The following is a 22,881-nucleotide window of genomic DNA, read 5'->3' on the forward strand; positions in this document are numbered from 1 at the left end:
CGGCGGAGCCCACCCGCCCACCCCGGCAGGCGTGCTGACCGGCACGAGGGCCGCCGGCAGCAACACGGCGGCGCCCGCGATCCCACGTCCTGGACCTCGCCTTCCGCGATGCCCCTGAGGGCGATCCCTCCCTGCTGCGGGAGGGTACGAATGATCGAGAACTATCTCTTCGCACGGAGGGCTGATCAGCCCGCAGGCCGAGTCCGGGGCGGGTGGGTCAGGCGCTCTCCGCGTGCTGAACGAACTCCACCCGGAGCGCCAGCCCGAGCGCGTCGGCGATCCGGCCCGGCATCGCGATCCGGTCCAGCGGCGGCAGGGTCGGCACGGTGCCTCCTGCCTCGAAACGGCCACGGCGGACTGCGTCATGCCCGCCCTCCGGCCCAGCTCGGACCGGGAGATGCGCAACTCCCGCCGACGGAGCCGCACCGCCTCGCCCGACTCGAACCTCAGCCGCGCTGCGACGTAGGCCTCCTACCTACCGCCGACATGACGGGACGAGCCCGCCGGGCCTGGGAAAGGCTGGTGGACCTGCCGGCCTCGGTCAGACGAGCGCCGACGCGGCCGCGGTGGCTGCGGCAAGCCGCCCGCTGGCCTGCCGTGATGGTGAGGCTCACACATCCGGCGGGTGCGCCTGCGGCTCCCGTCTAGCGTCCCAGGACGAGTGTTCCCGAGGAGCAGAACCAGCCGCCCGTGCCGCTGACCAGCGCCAGGCGGGGGTCGCCCGGCACCTGCCGGTCCGGTGCGGAGGCGGCGTACTCGCGGCGGAGTTGGCGTACCGCCTCGACGATGAGGAAGAGGCCGCGCATGCCCGGGTGGCAGGCCGAGAGGCCGCCGCCGTCGGTGTTGGTGGGGAGTTCGCCGTCGCGGAGGAGGCGGCCCGCCTTGGCCTCGACGAAGGGGCCGCCGTCGCCCTTCGCGCAGAAGCCGAGATCCTCCAGCATCACCAGCGGCATGTAGGTGAAGGCGTCGTAGAGCTCGCACAGGTCGACGTCCGCCGGGGAGACGCCCGCGCGTTCGAAGGCCAGCCGGCCGGAGACGGCCGCGGGGGAGACGGTGAAGTCCTCCCAGTCCGACATCGTGCTGTGGCTGAGCGCCTCGCCGGTGCCCAGGATCCAGACCGGTTCGTGCCTGCTGTCCGGCACGTACTCCTCGGCCGCGAGCAGCACCGCGCAGCCGCCGTCGGAGCGGATGCAGCAGTGCAGTTTGGTGAAGGGGTCCGCGACCATCGGGCCGGAGAGGACCTCGTCGACGCTGATCGGGGTTCGGTGCATCGCGTCCGGGTTGGCGGCGGCGTTGGTCCGGGCCTGGACTGCGACGCCCGCCAACTGCTCCGCCGTCGTGCCGTATTCGTGCATGTGCCGACGTGCGGCCATCGCGTACTTGGCGATCAGCGTGTGCCCGTAGGGCGCCTCGAACTGGAGTGGGCCGCGCGCGCCGAGCGAGAGCGCGGCGGTGCGGCGGCGGGCCTTGAGGTCCGCGCGCGCGGTGGAGCCGTAGACCAGCAGGACGGCGTTGGCGTGGCCTGCCGCGATCGCGTCGGCGGCGTGGGCGGCCATCACCTCCCAGGTCGAGCCGCCGACCGAGGTGGAGTCCGTCCAGGTGGGCCGCAGGCCCAGGTATTCGGAGACCTCCACCGGTGCCAGGATGCCGAGCCCGGCCGAGGCCACCCCGTCGATCACGTCCTTCGGCAGCCCGGAGTCCGCCAGCGCCCGGCGCGCGGCCTGGGCGTGCAGCTGGAACGGCGTCGCGTCGTCCACGCGCCCGCAGTCGCTCAGCGCCACCCCGACCACCGCCACCCGGCGCCTTCTGCCGGTCGCGCCGTCGCTCGGGACGGGGTGACGGAGCGGGCCGGAGCCGCTGGAAGAGGCCGAAGGGCCGGAAGCAGTCATAAATCTGACGGTACATCAGATCTGCTGGCGCGCCTCCCTATCCGGCGCACACGGTGGAACCTAGTATGACGAACCATCAGATCTACGTTCTCCCTGTAGACGTCGACGAAGCGGCTGGAAGCCAGGAGGCGGCATGGATCCCGCGCTCACCCAGGAACAGGAAGAGATCGCCCGCGCCCTGCGCGACGTGCTCGCCAAGCAGGCCGGCCCGGAGGAGGTCCGCCGCGCGGCGGTCTCGCCGAGCGGGTACGACGTCGAACTGTGGCGCCGGCTCGCCAAGCAGCCGGGGCTGGCCGGACTCGCCCTCCCGGAACGCCACGGGGGCTCCGGGCTCGGCCCGGTCGAGCTGGCCCTGGCCTGCGAGGAGGCCGGACGCGTCCTGTTGCCCTCGCCGCTGCTGGCCAGCTCCGTGCTCGCCGCCGGAGCGATCGCCGCCGGTGGCACCGAGGACCAGCGCGACGAAGTGCTGCCGCTCCTCGCGTCGGGAGCCGGGACGGCCGCCCTCGCCCTCCCCGGCACGCCCGCCCTCGCCCTCGGCCTGGTGCCGGACGCGAACCCGCGGGTGCTGCCCGGCGACGTCCCGGCGGGCGGCGGACGCGCCGGCGGCATCCAGGCCAGACCGGCCGACGACGGGCTGTGGACCCTCTACGGCGAGGCCGCCTACGTCCTCGACGGCGCCCGCGCCGACCTGCTCGTCGTCGCCGCCCACGCGGGCGGCTTCCCGCGCAGCCGCACCGTCCTCTTCGCCGTCGACGCGGCGGGCTCCCCGGGCCTGCGCCGCGAACGCAGCGCGGGCATCGACCAGACGCGCAGCGTCGGCCGCGTCCAACTGCGCGACGTCAGCGCGCGTCCTCTCGGCGACCCGGCGCTGGACGCGGCCCCGGTCCTGGCCGGGGTCGGCCGCGCGGCGGCCGTCGCGGTGGCTGCGGAGGCGGTCGGCGCGGCCGCGCAGGCGCTCGCCCGTACTGTGGACTACGTGCAGGTCAGGGAGCAGTTCGGGCGGCCGGTCGGGTCATTCCAGGCCGTCCGGCACCGCCTCGCCGACATCTACGTGGCGGTCGAGACCGCCCGTTCGGCGATGCTCTACGCCGCGTGGTCCGCGACGGCCGCCCCCGACGACCCCGTCCCCGCGCTGCTGGCCCTCGCCCACGCGCTGACCGCGGCACGCGCGACCGCCGCCGAGGCCATCCAGTTGCACGGCGGGATCGCGATCACCTGGGAGCACGACGCGCATCTCTACTTCAAGCGGGCCGCGGCGGACGAACTGCTCTTCGGCCCGCCCCACCTGCTGCGGGCCCGCGCGGCGGAGCTGTCGGGCGTGCTCGCCCCCACGGGAACGGACGCCGGAGGCGCGACGCGATGAGGGTGCTGGAGAACGCGATGCAGAAGGTCTCGGCCACGCCAGCCTTCGCCCGGGTCGCTCCGTCGATCGTGCCCCGCCTGGACAAGGCGGTGCACCGGCTGAGCGGCGGCAAGTTCATGCTGAGTCAGTGGATGCTGCCCTCGCTCTTCCTGACGACGACCGGCCGCAGGAGCGGCGAGCCCCGCACCACCCCGCTGGCCTGTCTGCCGCAGGGGGAGACCTTCCTCGTCGTCGGCAGCAACTTCGGCCGCACCTCGCACCCCGCCTGGACCGGCAACCTGCTCGCCGACGCGGACGCCGTCGTCGAACACCGGGGCCGCACCGTCCCCGTCCGCGCCCGGCTGCTCTCGGGCGACGAGCGCGCGCAGGCCTGGGCGGCGCTGCTGGCGATGTGGCCCCCGTACGCGTCCTACCAGGCCCGGGTCGAGCGCGAGATCCGCATCTTCCGGCTGGAGCCGCGCTAGCCAGGTCCCGTTCTGTGGAACACGCCCGGCCTGTGGCCCGGGCGGCGGAGCGGCAGGCGCCCCGGTGTCGCCCTGAGCCGGACGGGAGGCTCCCGGCAGGCGGCGGCCGCCCCTGGACGAGGTGGGCGATGTGGACGCTGCGACAACAGGCGGTGCGAAGGGCACAGGAAAGGGCGGCATCGTCAGGTCATCGACGATGCCGCCCGAGCGGGACGGGCCGTGGACGCGCAGGACCTACCTCCCCCGAGGCACAGCCCCGGCGCTCACGCCGGCGGACAGGCGACCGGGCCCCACGGCTCCGCAGTGATGGTGTTGTCGTGGCCGGGAAGGCCTACTTCGGGGGCTTCTTGCCCGTCATGCCGAGGTAGACCAGCAGAGCCAGGTTGGGCGTCAGCTCCTTCGCCTTGACGCCCCAGGAGTCGAACCCCTTCTGGTGCTCCGCGACGGCGGCCAGCATCGCGACCAGCGAACCGGCGACAGCCGGCGCGCTGACCGACTTGTCCGCCTTGCCGGAGGCCTGCATGGCCTTGAGGGAGTCCGTGAGGGAGTTGGTCACGGCGTTGAGGATCTTCATGCGGATCTTGAAGAACCGCTTGTCCCCTTCGGCCGCGCCAAGCGTCACCACACGCAGGATGGCCTCGTTGTCGCGCCAGAAGGAGAGGAAGCCGTCGACCAGCTCCTCTGCCGTCTGGTAGCCGGCCTTGCCGACCCACGACTTGTCGGCGACCAGGTCCTTGAGGCCGGCGCCGTCCTTGGCCATTTCATCCGCGATCTCGAGGACAGCGCCCTCGACGTCGGGGAAGTACTGGTAGAAGGTTGCGGGGGAGGTACCCGCCATCCGGGCGACGTCGATGACCTTGACGTCCCGGTAGGGCGAGGTCGCGAGCATCTCGCGGAGGCAGTCCAGCAGCTTCTGCCGCGTGGCCTGTCCGCGTCGCCCGGCGACACGCCCATCGACGGTGCGAACTTGTCCTGTCATGCCGTCAGTTTACCGTGGCAAGATCCGGGCGCTATTCGGCGGGAAATGTGAATGCTCCGTCAGGCTGACGAGGCCTCTGGTAGGGCCCCTCGCGGGCCGTACCAGGCCTCTGATCAGCTACTCCCGTCACTGGGGTCACTCCGGCACCCTCAGGCGTCTTCGGCCCCTTCCGGCCGCACAGGGGCGTTTTCCAGCCACGCGCCGCGGCTGAGCGGCAGTCCGCTGGAACCTTCGGAGCCCGTCCTGACGGCCAGCACCTGGTTGACGCCGATCCGGTTCTCCTCGAAGGCGAGGGCGCAGGCCGCCATGTAGAGCCGCCAGACCCGGGCCCGGCCCAGACCCACCAGCTTGACCGCCTGCGTCCAGTCCTCCTGGAGGTTGGCGACCCAGCGGCGCAGCGTCAGCGCGTAGTGCTCGCGCAGCGACTCCACGTCGCGGACCTCGAATCCGGCCTGCTCCAGCAGAGAGACCGTGGTGCCGATCGGGGACAGCTCGCCGTCCGGGAAGACGTAGGCGGCGATGAAGGGGCTCAGCCGGTACGGCTCGCCCGGAGCGCTCGGCCGTCGGCCGATCTGGTGGTTGAGCAGCCGCCCGCCGGGCCGCAGCAGGTCGTAGAGGGTCTTCGCGTAGCGCAGGTACATGGCCGAGCCCACGTGCTCGGCCATGCCGATGCTGGAGATCGCGTCGAACGGGCCGTCAACGACCTCCCGGTAGTCCTGCAGCCGGATCTCCACGCGGTCCGTCAGACCGGCGTCCGCGATCCGCTCGCGGGCCATCCGCGCCTGCTCGGCGGAGAGCGTGACGCCGACGCCGACGACGCCGTAGTGCCGCGCCGCGTGCAGCAGCATCGAGCCCCAGCCGCAGCCGACGTCGAGCAGCCGCGAGCCCGGCGGCAGCCGGTGCAGGCCGAGCTTGCGGCAGACCAGGTCGAGCTTGGCCTCCTGTGCCGCCTCCAGGGTGGTCGTCCCCGGCGGCCAGTAGGCGCACGAGTAGACCATGGAGGGACCCAGCACCAGCCGGTAGAAGTCGTTGCCCACGTCGTAGTGGTGACTGATCGCCGCACGGTCGCGGCGCAGCGTGTGCACCGGCCCGTGCGAGCGGCGCACCTCCTCCGGCGGGATCGGCGGACGCGGCCCGATCGCGCCGAGTCTGACCGCCGTCGCGACCATCCGGCGGGAGTCCGGGCCGAACAGCGTCCTCAGGCCGGACGGCGACAGCGCCGAGCCCGCCCCCTGGCGCAGTGTCGGCCGCAGGGACAGCTCCGGCCGGTCCTCGGCGAGAGCGGCCAGGCGGCGCAGCAGCTCGTAGAGCTCGATGTTGTGGGCGTCGTCGTCCTCGCCGGGCAGCGTGATGGCCCCCGAGACGTAGGCGCGGACGAGGCCGAGCTCGTTCGGCGCCCAGAGGAGGTGCCGCAGCGCCCGCCGATCCGTCAACGCCAGCAGCGGCGCGTCGGCCGGGCCGGCCTCGGCGCCGTCCCAGGTGCGGAGGCGGAACGGCGGCTCGACGCCGAGCAGCTCCGTCAGCAGTGCGCGCAGGGCCAGAGCACTGTCACTCATCACGACTCCTCGAGGATCGTCAGGCCGCTCGAAGGTGGTGCAGGTGGTGCGGGTGGTGCAGGTGGTGCGCGATCGTTCGTGCCGTGCGGACGCACCCGGGGCGACAGCTGGGCGTGTACCCAGGACGGCGCGGGCCCATCACGGAGCCGGTGCGAATGTTGCTACGTCACCAATCTAGATCGTCGGCGTCACGCCGTGGGGGATTCGTGGCGACTCGGTCGCGCGTCGCGCCGCACTAGCGGTCCGAGCGGGTACTTTCCGCAGCACGGCCGCGCGGTTGCCGGTCTGTGGCGGGATTGTGGCGAGGGTGTGTCCCATGTCCCGCCCAGCGGGTTGGCCTGTGGGGTGTCCGGCCGTGGAGAATCAGTGCTGCGTCTGTCCTGCTTCTCCTACCGACGGCGCTTTCGACCCAACGGGGAGGTGCTGAGGACGTGGACCAGCTGACGGCGCACGATCCCAGAAGGATCGGGCCCTTCGAGGTGCTGGGCCGGCTCGGCGCGGGTGGAATGGGCTTGGTCTACCTGGCACGCTCGGCCGCGGGCCGCCGGGTCGCCATCAAGACGGTGCGGGCGGAGCTGGCCGAGGACCAGCTCTTCCGGGTGCGCTTCGCCCGCGAGATCGCGGCCGCGCGCACGGTGAGCGGCTTCTACACCGCCGCGGTGGTCGACGCCGACGCCGACGCGGCCGTGCCGTGGCTCGCCACCGCCTACATCCCGGCGCCCTCGCTGGAGGACCTGGTCACCGAGTGCGGGCCGCTCCCGGTCGCCACGGTGCGCTGGCTGATCGCCGGGATCGCGGAGGCGCTGCAGTCCATCCACGCGGCCAACCTGGTGCACCGCGACCTCAAGCCCTCCAACGTGCTGGTCACCGAGGACGGACCGCGCGTGATCGACTTCGGCATCGCGGCGGGCGTCTCGCACACCCGCCTGACGATGACCAACGTCGCCGTGGGCACCCCCGCGTACATGTCGCCCGAGCAGGCCCGCGACAGCCGCGGCGTGCAGGGCGCCTCCGACGTCTTCTCGCTCGGCTCGCTGCTCGTCTTCGCCGCCACCGGCCACCCGCCGTACCACGGCGCGAACCCCGTCGAGACGGTGTTCATGCTGCTCCGGGAGTCCCCGGACCTTTCCGGTCTGCCGGAGGAGCTGGCTTCGCTGGTCCGCGCGTGCATGCGCACCGCGCCCGAGCGCCGCCCGGTCCCCGCCGAGATCGCCGCCGAGCTGGCCCCCCACCTGTACGGCTCCGGCGACGGCACGGAGGACGACGCGGGCGAGTGGCTGCCGCCGGTGGCGCTCGCGCTCATCGAGAAGAAGAAGGGCCGCCGGACGCCGCCTCCGCCACCGTTCCGGCAGCCCGCGGCCCCGCCCGAGTCGGGCGGGCCGGGCGCCCCGGCCGGCTTCCCCGGCCAGATGGGCCGGCCCGGATTCCCGGCGGGCGCTCCCGCGCCCCACGGATACCCGAGGTCCGAGGTCGCGCAGGACGGCTCGGGCGGATCTGGCGGTCCCGGTGGTCCCGGTGGTCCCGGTGGTGCGGCCGGCATGGCCGCCGGTGCGGTCGTGGGCGGGCAGGCCCCGGTCCAGCCGGGAGCCCATCGGGGCGGGCAGCACGCGGGTCCACCCGCGCACGAGTCAGGGTCGAACCCCGCACCCGAGGCGGCGACGACCGCACGGCCCGTCGTGCATCTGCCCGGCATGGCCGCGCCCATCGGGCCCGGCGTCCGGCTGCCCGCGAACCCGTCGTCCGAGCCGGTGACCCCGCCCACGACGGGCTGGGTCCAGCGCGGCGTCCACGCCGCGCCCTCCGGTCCCGTCTCGACCGGCTCGCCCGCCGGCCCCTCGGGGCCGGTCTCCGCGGCCGCTGCCGCGCAGGCTCCCGCGGCCGCTCCGCCGAGCGTGCCCGGGCCTGCCGGTTCTGTCGGCTCTGCCGGTTCGGTGGCTGCGACGGTTCCGGCGTCCGGCCAGGCCTCGGCTGCCTCGCCTGCGAGTCCCCTGGCCTCGGCTGGCGCTCCCGCCGCTCCCGCCGCTCCTGGGGAGCCGCAGGCGGCTGCGGAGGCGCCGTGGCGTCCGTGGCGCTTCCGCATGTCGCACGACGTGTGGGGAGCGCCGATCATCTCCGACGGCGTGCTCTACGTTGCCAGCTTCGGGGTGCACGCGCTCGACATCGCCAGCGGACGCCGCCGCTTCCGCACCCAGAGCGTGGCCTGGGCCCTCGCGGTGGCCGACGGGCGGGTTCACGCCGCCGACGGCCCGAACCTCTTCACCCTGCAGGCAGCCGACGGCGCCGAGCGCTGGCGGGTCGCCCTCGACGGCTGGACGTACACCCTGGATGCGGCCGGCGGCGCGCTGGTCGCGGGCACCCGCGGCGGTGGCGTCCACGTCCACTCCGCGATCGACGGCAGCGAGATGTGGCGCAGCAACGACGCCCAGCAGGCCTACGAGAACCCGGCGTCCGGCCCGTGCGTGATCGGTGACTCGGTCTACTACTACGGCGGAGGCTGCCTCCGTTCCGTCGAGTTGACGACGGGTCAGCTCCAGTGGGCGTTGCCGCTGGGTGAGGACGTCCCGTCCCGCCCGGTGCTCTGGCGCGGCACGCTCTTCCTCTGCAGCGGTGGGCGCGTCTACGCCGTGGACGAGCAGACGGGCGCGGAGCGCTGGCGCTTCGACGCCCCCGTCGTCCTGTTCACCTCGCCGGCCGTGAGCGAGCAGGGCGTCTTCGTCGCCGACTATCTCGGCACCGTCTTCGCCCTGGACCAGGCGAGCGGCGCCGTCCGCTGGCACGCCCGCACGGGCGGGCGTCAGGGCGCGGACCCGGCCGTCCTCGCCGACGACTTCGTCCTGGTCGGCAGCGGCGACACGGTGTTCGCGTTCGACACCCGCACGGGCGCGGAGCGCTGGCGCTACGCCGCGCGTGCGGAGCTCACCGGCATCCCCGCCGCAGCGCACGGCCTCGTCCATCTCGGCAGCCGTGACCACTCGCTGCACACCCTCGACCTCGCCACCGGCCGTCTGCGCTGGAAGCTGGACACCGGCGGCGAGATCACCGGCTCTCCGGTCACCGCCGACGGCCGCGTCTTCGCCTGCAGCAAGGACCACTGCGTCTACGCCCTGGACGCGGCCCGCGGCACCGCGACAACCCGCGAGTGAACCCGCCGTCGCCGCGTGCGGCGTGAGCCGCGCAGCCACGTCGGCGCGCGGTCCGGCGTCGGCGGTCGACGTTCGGCACTGACGGTCGGTCGTGTGCGCGGCGTCGTCCGGCCCGACCAGGCCCGTTCAGCCACCCGCACGCCGGACGGCCTCCGGCGCGGCCTCGCGCGTCCCTGAGGGGCCCCGGGGTCACCCCGGGGTCACAGCCGGCACCGCCTGTGGCCAAGGGACGCGTTGGGGTGGTGCCGGGATGCAGGGCGCGGGTCAGTGTCGCAGGCGCCAGCCTGCCCAGGCGGAGCTGATCATCTCGCGTACGTCGAACCGCGCCTTCCAGCCCAGCTCCTGGGCGATCCGCTCGGCCGAGGCGACCACGCGTGCCGGGTCGCCCGCGCGGCGCGGCGTCACCTCTCCGGTCGTGTCGAGGCCGGTGACCTCGCCGATCACGTCGAGCATCTGCCGGACGGAAACGCCCTCGCCGCGGCCGATGTTGAGGATGAGGTCGGTGCCGTCCGGGTCCGCGGTGAGCCGCCGCACCGCGGCGACGTGCGCCTCCGCGACGTCGGCCACGTGGATGTAGTCGCGGATGCAGGTGCCGTCCGGCGTGGGGTAGTCGGCGCCGAAGATGCGCGGGGCCTCGCCCGCGTCCAGGCGCTCGAAGACCATCGGGACGAGGTTGAAGACGCCGGGGTCGCCCAGCTCGGGCGTCGCCGCACCGGCCACGTTGAAGTAGCGCAGCGACACGGTGCCCATGCCGTGGGCGCGGCCCGCGGCCCGGACCAGCCACTCACCGACGAGCTTGGACTCGCCGTAGGGGCTCATGGGGCGACAGGGGGTCTCCTCGGTGACGAGGTCGACGTCCGGCATGCCGTAGACCGCCGCCGAGGAGGACAGCAGGAAGCGGCGCACTCCGGCCTCGGCGGCCGCCTCCAGGACGACCCGAAGGCCCTCGACGTTCTCGCGGTAGTACCAGAGCGGCTTCTCGACCGACTCGCCGACCTGCTTCTTCGCCGCGATGTGCAGGACGCCGGTGACGTCGTGCTCGCGCAGCACCGAGGCGAGCAGCGGCTGGTCCAGCGTCGAACCCTGGATCAGCGGCACGCCCGCGGGCAGCCGTGTCGGGTCGCCCGTGCTGAGGTCGTCGAGGACGACCACGCCATGGCCGGCCTCGACCATCGCGCGGACGACGTGTGCTCCGATGTAGCCGGCACCGCCGGTGACAAGCCAAGTCATCCCGACACTCTAGCGGCGTCCGAATTGCGGACACGTCGGGTGGCGGCCCGACGACAACGGGTGACGGGCCGTCGCTCGGCGACCGCCCGTCACCCGTCGGCCGGACGTCGGCTACTTGCGCGCGCGCATCCGCAGACGCCACGGGACGACCGCGGACTCGAGCTGCACCGAGAGGCTCATCTTGGACTCGCCGGCGCGCCGCTCCTCGAAGCGGATCGGGATCTCCAGCGCGCTGAAACCGGCGTGCACGGCACGGAACTTCAGCTCCACCTGGAAGCTGTAGCCGGCGCTCTCGAGGGTGGCCAGGTCGACCGCGTGCAGCGCCTCGGCGCTCCACAGGTTGAAGCCGGCGGTGATGTCGCGAACGCGGGTCGAGAGGATGGTGCCGGCGTAGGCGTTGGCCCAGCGCGACAGCAGGCGGCGGTGCCAACCCCACTCCTCGGCGAGCTCGCCGCCGGGGACGTAGCGGCTGCCGACGACCACGCCGGCGCCGGTGGAGAGGGCGGTGCCGAGCATCTGCGGGATCGCGCTCGCCGGGTGGCTGCCGTCGGCGTCCATCTGGACGACGTAGCGGGCACCCTCCTCGACGGCGAGCGACATGCCCGCGGCGTAGGCCTTGCCGAGGCCGTCCTTGCCCTTGCGGTGCAGCACGCTGATGCGGGGCTTTCCGTCCAGCAGGTGGCGCTCCGCGAGCTTCTCCGCCAGCTCTCCTGTGCCGTCGGGGCTGCTGTCGTCGACGACCTTCAGGTGCAGGCCGGGCAGCGGGAGGGCCATGACCTGCTCGACCGTCGCCTCCAGGCTGCCGATCTCGTTGTACGTCGGCATGACGACCGTGACGGGCGTGTCCGCCCAGTCGTCGGGAAGAGCGGCGGGGATGGTCACGATGTCTCCTGGTCCTGATTGCGGGGTCCGGCCGTGCAACTGCGCGGGGACAGGGCTCGGACGACGTTGCACTGTAGTAGATGGAGGCAGGCGTTCGGTGAGGAGTGAGGTAAGTTCACCGCTGCGTAACGCACTGTTCCCAGGCCAGGAGCCATTGCTTCGGTTTCACCCGGACGGACGATCCCGTCGCGGCCCGCACGCTTGACCGGTGAACCGGTCCCGCGTCGGCCGGGGACGTGTGAGACCAGGGTACGGGGCCGGGGGCTCAGCCGTTGCACAGGGCCCAGCGTACGACCGTGACCTCGGGCGTCACCGCCTGGAAGACGGCCTGGACCGGCGCCCCGATCCGCAGACGTCCGGGCGGCACCGCGTTCCAGGGCGCGCCCGGCCTGCGGACCGAGTTCGTGAGTGTCCCTACCAGGCGGATGCGCGGGTCCTCCTCCAACTCGACCAGCGCCACCGGGTACGGCGCCCGCTCCGCGTACGCGGGGAGCAGCGGCGGGTGGGCGATGACGTAGGACCAGAGCCGTCCCCGCCCGGACATCAGCCGCCACTCGTCGTCGAAGCTGCCGCACTGCGGGCAGCACGGGCGGGGCGGGAAGCGGAGCCGTCCGCACTCCGCGCACGCCTGTATGCGCAGCTCGCCGCTGCGGGCGTGCTCCCAGAACGGCTCGCCGTCGTCATCGGGCCACGGGAGCAGCAGTCCCTCGGCGGTCATGGTGTCCATCCGGCAGCCTTTCTCTCGGTTTTCTCGGTTCGCTCAGCTCTCCCGGTCCGGCCCGGCTCTGGGCCCACCTTCGGAATCGTGGCAATTGCATGAAGTGCGTAGGAACTTTCAGACGCGCAGCAGCAGTGCGGAGGTGGGCACCCCCTCGCCCGCGGTGACCAGGCAGGTGGCCGCGTCCGGCACCTGGGCGGTGGAGATGCCGCGCAGTTGCTTGACGCCCTCGTTGATCAGGTTGAAGCCGTGCACGTAGCCCTCGGAGAGGCCGCCACCGCCGGTGTTGATCGGCAGGCGGCCGCCCGACTCCAGCGCGCCGCCCTCGGTGAACGCCGCCCCCTCGCCTCGGCCGCAGAAGCCGTAGCCCTCCAGGGAGAGCGGGATCAGCGGGGTGAAGGCGTCGTAGATCTGCGCCACGTCGACGTCCTCCGGGCCGAACTCGGCTGTCTTCCAGAGCTGTCGGGCCGCCGTCCAGGCCGGGCCGGTCAGCGGGTCGTCGTTCCAGTAGTTGACCATGCCGTGGTGCTGTGCGGGCAGTCCCTGGGCCGCCGAGTGGACGTAGACGGGCCGGCGCCGGCAGTCACGGGCGCGTTCCGCGCTCACCACGACGCAGGCGAGGGCGCCGTCGGTCTCCAGGCAGTTGTCATACAGGCACAGCGGCTCGCTGATCCACCGTGCGTCCATGTACATCTCGCGGGTCAGCGGCCGCTCGTACATGATCGCGTCGGGGTTCTGGTTGGCCCGGTTGCGGCAGGCCAGCGCCACGTTGAACAGGTGGTCGCGGGTGGCGCCGTACTCGTGCATGTAGCGGCGGGCCAACATGCCGATCTCGTCGGCCGGGCGCAGCAGGCCGAACGGCCGGGTCCACTGGGCGGGGGTGGGCAGTTGCTGCGCGGTGTTGGTCCAGGGCCGTCTGCCGCTGCCGCGCTTCCGGCTGCGCCAGGCGACGCCGACCTCGGCCTGGCCGGTGGCGACGGCCATGGCCAGGTGGGCGACGGTCGCGCAGGAGCCGCCGCCGCCGAAGCCGATCCGGGAGAAGAACGTGACGTCACCGGCGCCGATCGCCTTGGCGAGCTCGACCTCGTCGGTCTCCTCCATGGTGTACGAGGCGAGGGCGTCCACCTCGTGCGGCTCGATCCCGGCGTCGTCCAGCGCGGCGAGCACGGCCCGGCAGGCGAGCGCCTTCTCGGACTCCTCCAGGTGCTTGGCGAAGCGCGTCTGGCCGATGCCGACGATGGCCGTGCGGTCCCTGAGCATGGGCGGCTCCCCGAACTCCGGTACGGCGGTCAGCCGCAGAGGAAGATCTTCTGACGTAGCGTCAGAATAGGGTCACCGCCGCCCTTCCGGGAAGTCTGCGGCCAGCCTAATCTGACGATCAGTCACATACGAGGCGTCGGAGCCGAACGGACGCTGGAGCCGAACGACAGGAAGGACGGCCATGCGCGCGGATCTGGAGTGGGGCACCATCGCGAACCTGGTCCAGGCGGCGGGCGCCCGCTACGGCGGTCGCGAGGCGGTGGTCGGCCCCCGCACCCGGTTCGACTACACCGAGCTCGCCCGCCGGGTCCGGCGCGCGGCGGCGGGCCTCATGGCCGCGGGGGTCCGACCCGGTGATCGCATCGGCATCTGGGCCCCGAACACTCCGGACTACGTCGTCGCCGCGCTCGGCGCGGTCAGCGCGGGGGCGGTGCTCGTCCCGCTGGGCACCCGCCTCAAGGGCGGCGAGGCGGCCGCGTTGCTGCGCCGGACCCGCGCCTCGCTGCTGTTCGTGACCTCCACCTTCCTGGGCGTCAGCTACGTCTCCGCGCTCAGGGCCGCCGGCCCCCTGCCGGATCTGCGCGCCACCGTCGTCCTCGGCGAGACCGAAGCCGTCCCCGACGGCCTGCTCTCATGGCGCGCCTTCCTGGCCGCGGGCGCGGACATCCCCGAGCGCTCCGTCCGGGCCCGCATCGCCGCCGTCGCCCCCGGGGACCCGGCCGACATCATGTTCACCTCCGGAACCACCGGAGTGCCCAAGGGTGCGATCACCACCCACGCCCAGACCCTGCGCGCCTTCGGCGCCTGGGCCGAGCTGGCCGGGTTGGCCGAGGACGACCGCTACCTGGTGGTCAATCCGTTCACCCACACCTTCGGGTGGAAGGCGGGCGTCCTCGCCTGCCTCATGCGCGGTGCCACGATCCTGCCGCAACCCGTCTTCGATCCCGAGGCAGTCCTCGCCAAGATCGCCACCGAGGGCGTCACGGTCCTGCCGGGCGCGCCGACCGTCTACCAGGCCCTGCTCGACCACCCCGCTCGCGACCAGTACGCGCTCGGCTCACTGCGCCTCGCTGTGACCGGCGCCGCGGTCGTCCCGCTGGAGCTCGTCCACCGCATCCGCGACGAGCTCGGCTTCAGCACGGTGCTCACCGCCTACGGCCTGACCGAGAGCTGCGGCATGGTCACCATGTGCCGCCGTGACGACACCCTCGGCACCGTCGCCGCGACGTCCGGCCGCGCCATCCCCGACGTCGAGGTCCGCGTCCGCGACGCCGACGGCAAGGACGTTTCGCCTGGCCACGCGGGCGAGGTCCAGGTCCGCGGCTACACCGTGATGTGCGGATACTTCGAGGACGAGGCCGCCACCGCCGAGACCTTCACCGACGACGGCTGGCTCCGCACCGGCGACGTCGGCGTGCTCGACGCCGACGGCAACCTGAGGATCACCGACCGCCTCAAGGACATGTACACCGTCGGCGGTTTCAACGCCTACCCGGCCGAGATCGAACGCATCCTGGCCCGCCACCCGCTCGTCGCGGACTCGGCCGTGGTCGGCGTCCCCGACCCGCGCCTCGGAGAGGTGGGGCGCGCGTTCGTGATTCCCCGTCAGCAGCCTTCTCCGGACGCGGCGTCGGAGCTGGTGGACTGGTGCCGTCGGGAGATGGCCAACTACAAGGTCCCGCGCGAGGTGGTCTTCGTCGACGAGCTGCCGCGCAACGCCTCCGGCAAGGTCCTCAAGGGCGAACTGCGCAGGCTTCGGGGCTGAGGCATGTGGCACGCCGAGGGCAGCGCCGCGGGTCCCTGTAGGGGCTGGAGGGGTCGGTAGTGAGGCTCCGTGCGCCGTGTCCCACGAACGGCGCAGCACCTGCCAGCCAAGCCCTAAACGCCGCACAGGTGCAGCACAGCGCCGCGCCCAAGGCTTCCGTGCATGAACCATTCGTCCTCGCCGGCGGCACACGCCGCCCCTCCCGTCACAGGCCGGGACGGCACTCGCACCGAGCTGGTCGAGGTGGTCGTCCCCGTCTACAACGAGGAGCTCGTGCTCGCCCGCAGCGTGCGCACCCTTCACGGCTACCTGCGTGAGCACTTCCCCTATCCGTTCCGCATCACCATCGCCGACAACGCGAGCGTCGACGCCACCTGGCAGGTCGCGTCCGGTCTCGCCGCGGAGCTCCCCGAGGTCCGTGCCGTCCATCTGGATCAGAAAGGGCGCGGTCGCGCCCTGCGCACGGTCTGGGGGAGCAGCGACGCCGACGTTGTGGCCTACATGGACGTGGACCTCTCCACGGGGCTGGACGCCTTCCTCCCGCTGGTCGCGCCGCTGCTGTCCGGTCACAGCGATCTCGCCATCGGCAGCCGGCTCCACCGTGGCTCTGCGGTGGTCCGCGGGCCGAAGCGGGAGTTCATCTCCCGGACCTACAACCTGCTGCTCCGGGCCACGCTCGCCGCCAAGTTCTCCGACGCCCAGTGCGGCTTCAAGGCCGCCCGGACCGAGGTCGTGCAGGCGCTGCTGGCCGACGTCGAGGACCAGACCTGGTTCTTCGACACGGAGCTGCTGCTTCTCGCGGAGCGCAGCGGTCTGCGCATCCACGAGGTCCCGGTCGACTGGATCGACGACCCGGACAGCCGCGTCGACATCGTCCGCACGGTCAAGGACGACCTCAAGGGCATGTGGCGCGTGGGCAAGAAGGCCGTGTTCGGGGCCACCCGGATGCCTGTTCCGCCACGGGTACTCCAGGCGCAGCTGCCGACGGGCATGCGCTGGCAGCTCTCCAGCTTCGCGGTGATCGGCGTGCTGAGTACCCTCGCCTACCTGGGGCTCTACCTCCTGGCACGGCAGGCGGCGCCGCCCGTCCTGGCCAACGCGTTCGCGCTGTTGGCGACGGCGATCGCCAACACGGCCGCCAACCGCCGCTTCACCTTCGGCGTCACCGGGCCGCGCGACGCGCTGCGCCATCAGGTCGAGGGCGGCATCGCTTTCGTGATCGGCCTGGTGCTGAGCACCGCCGCACTCGCGGTCTCCCACGCCGTCGCACCGGGCGCCTCGCACACGGCCGAGCTCGGCTGGCTCGTCGCCGCGAACGCACTGGCCACCGTGGTGCGCTTCGTGCTGCTGCGGGCCTGGGTCTTCAACCCGCACCGCTCGGCCAGGAAGGCCCGCGAAGCCGACCTTTCGGAGCTCTCCGCTCTGTCCACGTCCTCCGCGGCCACCGCCGCTGCCGCCGGCGGCAGCGGCGGCCAACGTGCCGGCCAGCGCCGCGATCTGTGCAGCGGACGCCATCCCGAACGCCATCCCGAACGCCGCACCGAACGCCGCACCGAACGCCGCACCGAACCGTGCACTGAACCGTGCACCGACCACCGCACCGACCAGGAGGCCCGCCGGTGAGCGCTTACATCGAAGCCCCGGCGGACTCGCCGGCCGTTCCCCCGCATACCGCGGTGCGCCGCCCGCGCCGCCCGCGCTGGGTCCGTCCGGCCTACTGGGGGACCATGGCCCTGGCCGCGCTGGTCTACTGCTACGGCCTGGGTCAGAACGGGAACGCCAACTCCTACTACGCGGCGGCCGTGCTCAGCGGGACGAAGAGCTGGTCCGCGATGTTCTACGGCTCCCTCGACGCCGGCAACTTCATCACGGTCGACAAGCCGCCCTTCGCGCTGTGGCTGATGGAGATCTCCTGCCGCGTCTTCGGCTTCGGCAGCTGGCAGATGCTGCTGCCGATCGCCGGCTGCGGCATCGCGTCCGTCGCCGTCCTCTACAGCGCCGTCCGACGCAGCTTCGGTCCCGTCGCGGCGAGCGTCTCCGGCGTGGTGCTGGCCCTCACCCCGATCACCGTGGCCATCAGCCGCGACAACAACCCGGACCCGGTCCTGGTGCTGCTCACCGTCTCCGCGGCGTGGTTCTGCCTGGAGGCGATCCGGCGCGGCACGCTGCGTCACCTGGTGATCTCCGCCGTGCTGGTCGGCTTCGCCTTCAACACCAAGATGCTCCAGGCCTACATGGTGATCCCGGCCTTGTTCCTCGCCTATGTCTGGGCGGGGCGGGGGAGTTGGCTGATCCGCGTGCGGAACCTGCTGATCGCCGGCGTCGCGTTGGTGGTCTCCAGCGGCTGGTGGATGGTCATCGTCGCCTCGATCAAGGACCACCCGTTCATCGGTTCCAGCTCGGACGGCACGGTGTGGAACCTGGTCATCGGCTACAACGGCCTGGAGCGCGTGCTCGGCGCCAACGCCGGCAACGTGACCGGAAGCACCGCCGGCGCAGCCGGGCTCGGTGCGGTCGGCCGAGCGGGCGGCGGGGGCGGCGGAGCGGGCGGGGGCGGCTTCCCGGGCGGGGGCGGCGCCAACTTCGGCGGCACCTCTGGTGCCGGTCGGCTCTTCAACGACGTTCTCGGCGGCCAGATCTCCTGGCTGATCCCCTTCGCGGTGGTCGCGCTCGTCGGCGCGCTCGTGCTCCGCGGCCGTCGCCGCCGCACTGACATGCAGCGGGCCTCGCTGCTGCTGTGGGGGATGTGGCTGTTCACGCACTACGTCGTCTTCAGCTTCTCCTCCGGGACGTTCCATCCGTACTACACGACCATGCTGGCGCCTGCGATCGCCGCTCTCACCGGTGCGGGCGGCACGATGCTGCTGCGCGCGCTGCGTTCGCCCTCACGCGGGCCCCTCTGGGCGGCCGTGCTGCCGGCGGGCGTGGCCGTCTCGGCGATCTGGGCGGTGCTGCTGCTTCGTCGGACGGCGAGCTTCGATCCGTGGCTGTGGCCGGTCGTCGCGCTGCTCGCGATCGGCGGCGTGGCCGCGCTGATGGTCGCCCGGTTCGGCGCGGCCTCGGTCGCGGCGGCGGTCCGCAAGCGGGTCCTCGCGGTCGGTGCGATCGCGGCGGCGCTGGCGCTGGTGGCCGGACCGGCCGCCTATGCCGCGGACACGGTGACGGCGGGTGAGATCCAGGGCACCAACCCGACGGCTGGCCCGTCCTCGGGCGAGGGCTTCGGCGGCCCCGGAGGCGGGATGCGCGGGGGCTTCCCGGGCGGGATCCGCGGCGGCGAGTTCCCCGGTGGCGCTGTCGGTACTGCCGGCGGTGGGGCGGGTGAGGCCGGTGGGGCGACCGGTTTCGGTGGCCGCGGCGGTGCTGAGGGCGCGGGCGGTTTCGGGGGCGGCTTCCCGGGCGGGACGTCCTCCGGTGTCGTGGGCGGTTCGACGGGCCCTTCCGGGGCCTCGGGCTCGTCGGGCACGTCCGGCCTGGGTGGTTTTCCCGGCGGCATGGCCGACGGCATGCCTGGGGGGATGTCCGGCGGGACGTCCGGCGGAACCGAGCGCACCCGCGGCTTCGGCGGTGCGGGAGGCTTCGGCGGCCCCATGGGCGGCGGGGCGGTGAGCTCGGCGCTTCTCTCCTACCTGGAGAAGAACCAGGGCGGCGCCACCTGGCTGGTCGCGGTCTCCAGCGCGCAGTCGGCGTCCGAGATGATCCTCCAGTCCGGCAAGCCCGTGATCGCCATGGGCGGCTTCACCGGCAGCGACCCGGCGATGAGCCTGGCCAGGCTGAAGTCGCTCGTCGCCTCCGGCAAGCTGCGCTACGTGCTGCTCGACTCCGGCACCTCCGGTGGCATGGGCGGCGGGCCGGGCGGCGGCGGACAGGCCAACAGCCAGGCGACGAGCTACGTGAAGTCCACCTGCACGGCGGTCAGCGCTTCCGCCTACGGCGGCTCGTCGTCGACCAGCTCGTCGTCGAGCACGTCGGCCGGAACCGCCACCGCCGGCGGCGACTCCGCCACCGCGGCGCGCAGCGCCTCCTCGGGCGAGACGCTGTACGAGTGCACCGCGTGACCCGCTGAATCCGGCGCGGTCTCGCTCGGCCGCGGCCGAGCGACCGAGGGACACAGCGACCACGGGACACGGACCCGTCCTCAGGACGGGTCCGTGTCCCGTCCCTGCACCTGCCGTCGTTGGACGCGCTGGGAGGCCCGGGTCGTCAGCCGGTGCAGCTCGGCGTCGCGCATCGTCGGGCGCCAGGTGTCGACGGCGGCGGTCACGGCGCAGAGGGTGAAGCCTGCGAGCAGCCATCCGCCGAGGATGTCGCTGGGCCAGTGCACACCCAGTCCGATCCGCGTCCATCCCACGAGGAACACGAGCACCGCGGCCACCCCTACCGTCACCGTACGAGTCGCGCGTCGGCGCAGGTGGGGCCAGGCGACGATGACCAGCAGCGGGATCACCGTGGCCGAGGTCATCGCGTGGCCGGAGGGGAAGCTCCAACCGGTGGCCGTCGAGACAGGCTGAGGCAGAAGCGGCCGGGGACGTGCGACCGCCTCCTTGACGCCCAACTCCAGCGCCGCCTGCACCACCCCGCACGCCGCCGCCCACAGCGCGGCGATCCGTGCTCCGCGCCACCAGAGCCAGACCACGAGCACGCCGAGGAGCACACGCAGCACGGTCGGCGAGAGCACAGTGGTGATGAGCCGCATCGACGCGGTCCAGGCGGTCTGGTGCAGTGCCGCCGTGTGCAGGCTCTGGTCGATCGACGTGTCGACGTGTGCCAGGGAACCCCAGCGTGTCTGGACCAGAGCCCCCAGGACTCCGAAGATCGCGAGGAAGGCTCCCGCACCCGCCCAGAGCTGCCAGGACTCCCTCCACCGCACGCCTGTCACCTTTCCGTTCGGGGGCTTTCCCCGTCCCCGGCTCACCGCGCGGGGAACTGTTACGGGGCGGACAATCGTCCCAGAGAGTGACAGAACTGGAAGCCCGCCGCGCTGTGTTCGAGCGATGACGCTCTGCTGACGATCGCGGGCGAACCGCACAGCATACTGCGACGTGCGACGAAAAACACCGCTTCGGGAATGTTTCCTCGGACATCGTCGTTCAGTCGTTACGTAAGCAGTTCCCAGGTACGGGCCAGCCAGGCCCGTCAGGTCACCCGAGGGAGTTCGTATGGCCACCCGTGCCGTCGTCCGCGACAAGGCCGATCGGACGCGTACCGCGCGCCCGACCGCAGGTGAGGCCGACCGCGACCTCGTCGGTATGTACCTGGACGAGATCGCGCGCACCCCGCTTCTCGACGCGGCGCAGGAGGTCGAGCTGTCGACCCGGATCGAGGCCGGCGTCTTCGCGGAGCAGCTGCTCGACGAGGGTCGGACCGCGGCCGGTGCGACGGAGGACGAGCTGCGGGCTGTGGCCGCCGACGGGCAGCGCGCCAAGGACGTCTTCATCCGCTCCAACCTCCGTCTCGTGGTCGCCGTCGCCCGCCGTTACCCGCGCAGTGGCCTGCCGCTGCTCGACCTGATCCAGGAGGGCAACGCCGGCCTGGTCCGCGCGGTCGAGAAGTTCGACTTCAGCAAGGGCTACAAGTTCTCCACCTACGCCACCTGGTGGATCCGCCAGGCGATCACGCGCTCCATCGCCGACCAGTCCCGCACCATCCGGCTCCCTGTCCACCTGGTGGAGGAGCTCGGGCGGATCCGGCGCGTGCAGCGTGAGAAGTCCAAGGAGCTGGGCCGTGAGGCCGAGCCGGCTGAGGTCGCGGCCGAGCTGGACACCACCGAGGACCGCATCAAGGACGTGCTGGACTGGGCACGCGACCCGGTCAGCCTCAACATGACCGTCGACGACGACGGCGAGACCCAGTTCGGCGACCTCGTCGAGGACACCGGCGCCACCTCCCCGGAGGACGCGGTGCTGGTGATGCTGCGCCGTGAGGAGCTGGACGCGCTGATCGACCGCCTCGACGACCGCACCGCCTCGATCATCCGCTCCCGCTACGGCATGGAGGACGGTCGTGAGCGGACCTTGACCGAGGTGGGAAAGCAGCACGGCCTCACCCGTGAGCGCATCCGCCAGATCGAGAAGCACGCGCTGGCCGAGCTGCGCAAGATTGCCGACCACGCGGGCTTCGAGGCCGCGTAGCCGCAGCCCCGACTCGCCCCGCATTCCCCACCGGAGCCCCCGTTATGCCGAGCAGGTGTGGCGGGGGCTCTTCGGTCGTTTTCAACCTGCTTGGGCCTGTATGACCGCCCTAGGCTCGCCGCAGGTGGACGAGGACGGGGTCTTCGGTGGTCGACAGACGGCAACTGCGTCAGCGCGCGGCCCTGGTGGGCGCCGTGCTCCCGGTGGCGCCGGTCGTGGCGAAATGTTCCTCCGCTACCCGCAGATCCGGCCCACCAGCGAATACCCCACCAGCGAATACGGCGACTCCCGCATCCGCCACGGTAGCCCCGGCCCGAGCGCGGGGACGGACCACGACCCCGAACGCTCGGCGATGCTCACTGGCGCCCTGGCCGCTTGGCGCTTGGGCCGTAGCGACCAGTGATGCGCCTACTCTGGAGCTGTGAGTGGTGGCGAGCAGCAGGACAAGAAGCCGGGCCTTGAGAGCGACGCGAAGCGCTCCGAGAGGGCCAAGCGTCGGATCGTCTTCGACGACCCGATGAGCGGCCGCAGCAGGGACGACTCGGACGCCGGCTGGGGCGGCGAGCGCGGCGAGGGCTCGCGTGACAGGGACTGGTACCTGGGCGAGACCCCGCCGCACCACGGGGAGAAGTGACGGAGAGCGGTGCTGTCGGGTCGGTATCAGCTCCGCTGGGCGACGAGCAGGTCGCGAATCTCGCCGAGGATGGCCACCTCGGTGACCTCGGGGGACTTGGACTCCTGGGCTGGGACCTCCTTCTTGGCCATGTAGCGCTTCATGAACGCGTTCATGGGCAGAACGAGGCAGAAGTAGACGACGGCGGCGGTGATCACGAAGCTGAGCGCGGCGCCGAGGACCGAGCCCCACTGGATCAGGATGCCGTCGACCTTGCCGGTGGCCTTGTCCACCAGGCAGGTGCCCTTGAGGCAGGTCGTGTACGCGCTGAGATCCTGCGTACCGAATGCGCCGACAATCGGGTTGATGACCCCGTCGACGATCGAATTGATGATCTTTGTGAACGCGGCGCCGATGACCACGGCGACGGCGAGGTCCACGACGTTGCCGCGGAGCAGGAATGCCTTGAAGCCCTTCATGGGCATCGGAAGCTACGGCAGTTCTGCGGGCACGTCGGCCCAGGAGCAATTCACCCGTGTGGCGCTGTGGCCGCCACGGTGCCCGGTTCCACCTGAGGAAACGTTCCGGACGGCTGGTGGGGGCGCGCACTGGCGGCCGCACCCTTTTCACTCGAATCGGGGAACGGCCGCATCGATCCGACGGCGAGCGTGGTGGCCGCCACGAGAAGTCCGGCCGCGATGGGGCCGGGGCGCCGCCGAACCGGCGTGGGCAGCCGATGCCGCCCACGACCGGCCAGGATCGGCGGGAAGGACGCGATGCAGTAGGTGGGCGGAATCGAGAGGGACATGCTGACCTCCGTGGTGGGGGATCCCTTCGAGGGGATCCGCTGTGCCCACCACGGTGCCGCCGACGGATGACCGGACCAAGCGG

The 22,881-nt window shown here is 72.4% G+C and carries 17 protein-coding genes; 8 read left to right on the forward strand and 9 right to left on the reverse strand.

Features of this window, described 5'->3' with window-relative positions:
• Nucleotides 1-644 precede the first annotated feature (644 nt).
• Nucleotides 645-1,889, reverse strand: a complete 1,245-nt coding sequence (locus TR48_RS06850) for a thiolase C-terminal domain-containing protein (RefSeq protein ID WP_084728916.1) — start codon at nucleotides 1,887-1,889, stop codon at nucleotides 645-647.
• A 133-nt stretch (nucleotides 1,890-2,022) separates the two neighbouring features.
• Between TR48_RS06850 and TR48_RS06855 the strand changes: the two genes are divergently transcribed.
• Nucleotides 2,023-3,252: an acyl-CoA dehydrogenase family protein gene (locus tag TR48_RS06855; protein ID WP_042364993.1), complete on the forward strand. Its 1,230-nt coding sequence runs from the start codon at nucleotides 2,023-2,025 to the stop codon at nucleotides 3,250-3,252.
• Nucleotides 3,249-3,716, forward strand: coding sequence for a nitroreductase family deazaflavin-dependent oxidoreductase (locus tag TR48_RS06860; protein WP_042364994.1), 468 nt, complete (start codon nucleotides 3,249-3,251; stop codon nucleotides 3,714-3,716). The genes TR48_RS06855 and TR48_RS06860 overlap by 4 nt, the downstream gene beginning before the upstream one ends.
• Before the next feature lie 331 nt (nucleotides 3,717-4,047).
• On the opposite strand, the gene TR48_RS06865 is transcribed toward TR48_RS06860, so the two are convergent.
• Both TR48_RS06865 and TR48_RS06870 read right to left on the reverse strand, forming a co-directional pair.
• Nucleotides 4,048-4,695 (reverse strand): TetR family transcriptional regulator, encoded by a 648-nt coding sequence (locus TR48_RS06865; RefSeq protein ID WP_042364995.1) that lies wholly within the window; start codon nucleotides 4,693-4,695, stop codon nucleotides 4,048-4,050.
• Nucleotides 4,696-4,844: 149 nt separating this feature from the next.
• Nucleotides 4,845-6,251 (reverse strand): SAM-dependent methyltransferase, encoded by a 1,407-nt coding sequence (locus tag TR48_RS06870; protein WP_042364996.1) that lies wholly within the window; start codon nucleotides 6,249-6,251, stop codon nucleotides 4,845-4,847.
• Nucleotides 6,252-6,682: 431 nt separating this feature from the next.
• Between TR48_RS06870 and TR48_RS06875 the strand changes: the two genes are divergently transcribed.
• The gene (locus TR48_RS06875; RefSeq protein ID WP_042364997.1) at nucleotides 6,683-9,394 is read left to right on the forward strand and encodes a serine/threonine-protein kinase; all 2,712 of its coding nucleotides are present in this window, start codon (nucleotides 6,683-6,685) and stop codon (nucleotides 9,392-9,394) included.
• Between the two features lie 264 nt (nucleotides 9,395-9,658).
• Here TR48_RS06875 and galE read toward each other — a convergent pair whose 3' ends face one another.
• From galE to TR48_RS06895, 4 genes are all read right to left on the reverse strand, one after another.
• Nucleotides 9,659-10,624, reverse strand: coding sequence for a UDP-glucose 4-epimerase GalE (gene galE / locus TR48_RS06880; RefSeq protein ID WP_042364998.1), 966 nt, complete (start codon nucleotides 10,622-10,624; stop codon nucleotides 9,659-9,661).
• A gap of 111 nt (nucleotides 10,625-10,735) precedes the next feature.
• The gene (locus TR48_RS06885; protein ID WP_084728940.1) at nucleotides 10,736-11,449 is read right to left on the reverse strand and encodes a polyprenol monophosphomannose synthase; all 714 of its coding nucleotides are present in this window, start codon (nucleotides 11,447-11,449) and stop codon (nucleotides 10,736-10,738) included.
• 322 nt (nucleotides 11,450-11,771) lie between these two features.
• A complete protein-coding gene (locus TR48_RS06890) occupies nucleotides 11,772-12,233 on the reverse strand; it encodes a Zn-ribbon domain-containing OB-fold protein (protein ID WP_439654444.1) in 462 nt (153 codons plus the stop codon).
• A gap of 108 nt (nucleotides 12,234-12,341) precedes the next feature.
• Nucleotides 12,342-13,484 carry a lipid-transfer protein gene (locus tag TR48_RS06895; RefSeq protein WP_042365000.1) on the reverse strand — a complete coding sequence of 381 codons (1,143 nt, stop codon included), beginning with the start codon at nucleotides 13,482-13,484 and terminating at the stop codon, nucleotides 12,342-12,344.
• Between the two features lie 181 nt (nucleotides 13,485-13,665).
• Between TR48_RS06895 and TR48_RS06900 the strand changes: the two genes are divergently transcribed.
• The 3 genes from TR48_RS06900 (at nucleotide 13,666) to TR48_RS46240 (ending at nucleotide 19,304) form a co-directional block, all read left to right on the forward strand.
• The gene (locus TR48_RS06900) at nucleotides 13,666-15,249 is read left to right on the forward strand and encodes a FadD3 family acyl-CoA ligase (protein ID WP_042365001.1); all 1,584 of its coding nucleotides are present in this window, start codon (nucleotides 13,666-13,668) and stop codon (nucleotides 15,247-15,249) included.
• A gap of 162 nt (nucleotides 15,250-15,411) precedes the next feature.
• A complete protein-coding gene (locus tag TR48_RS06905) occupies nucleotides 15,412-16,872 on the forward strand; it encodes a bifunctional glycosyltransferase family 2/GtrA family protein (protein WP_152627827.1) in 1,461 nt (486 codons plus the stop codon).
• Nucleotides 16,869-19,304, forward strand: coding sequence for a glycosyltransferase family 39 protein (locus TR48_RS46240; protein WP_063770923.1), 2,436 nt, complete (start codon nucleotides 16,869-16,871; stop codon nucleotides 19,302-19,304). Before TR48_RS06905 ends, TR48_RS46240 begins: the two co-directional genes overlap by 4 nt.
• Before the next feature lie 80 nt (nucleotides 19,305-19,384).
• Here TR48_RS46240 and TR48_RS06915 read toward each other — a convergent pair whose 3' ends face one another.
• Nucleotides 19,385-20,116: a phosphatase PAP2 family protein gene (locus tag TR48_RS06915; RefSeq protein WP_042365002.1), complete on the reverse strand. Its 732-nt coding sequence runs from the start codon at nucleotides 20,114-20,116 to the stop codon at nucleotides 19,385-19,387.
• A gap of 289 nt (nucleotides 20,117-20,405) precedes the next feature.
• Here TR48_RS06915 and TR48_RS06920 point away from each other — a divergent pair, with 289 nt between their 5' ends.
• Together TR48_RS06920 and TR48_RS44235 are read left to right on the forward strand one after the other, a co-directional pair.
• On the forward strand, nucleotides 20,406-21,377 hold the full coding sequence (locus TR48_RS06920; protein ID WP_042365003.1) for a sigma-70 family RNA polymerase sigma factor: 972 nt from the start codon (nucleotides 20,406-20,408) through the stop codon (nucleotides 21,375-21,377).
• Nucleotides 21,378-21,798: 421 nt separating this feature from the next.
• Complete coding sequence (locus tag TR48_RS44235) at nucleotides 21,799-22,011, forward strand: hypothetical protein (RefSeq protein WP_042365005.1); 213 nt, start codon at nucleotides 21,799-21,801, stop codon at nucleotides 22,009-22,011.
• Between the two features lie 26 nt (nucleotides 22,012-22,037).
• On the opposite strand, the gene mscL is transcribed toward TR48_RS44235, so the two are convergent.
• Nucleotides 22,038-22,469, reverse strand: coding sequence for a large conductance mechanosensitive channel protein MscL (gene mscL / locus TR48_RS06935; protein WP_052442451.1), 432 nt, complete (start codon nucleotides 22,467-22,469; stop codon nucleotides 22,038-22,040).
• Nucleotides 22,470-22,881 lie beyond the last annotated feature (412 nt).

Source organism: Streptacidiphilus neutrinimicus (assembly GCF_000787815.1).
Lineage (GTDB): Bacteria > Actinomycetota > Actinomycetes > Streptomycetales > Streptomycetaceae > Streptacidiphilus > Streptacidiphilus neutrinimicus.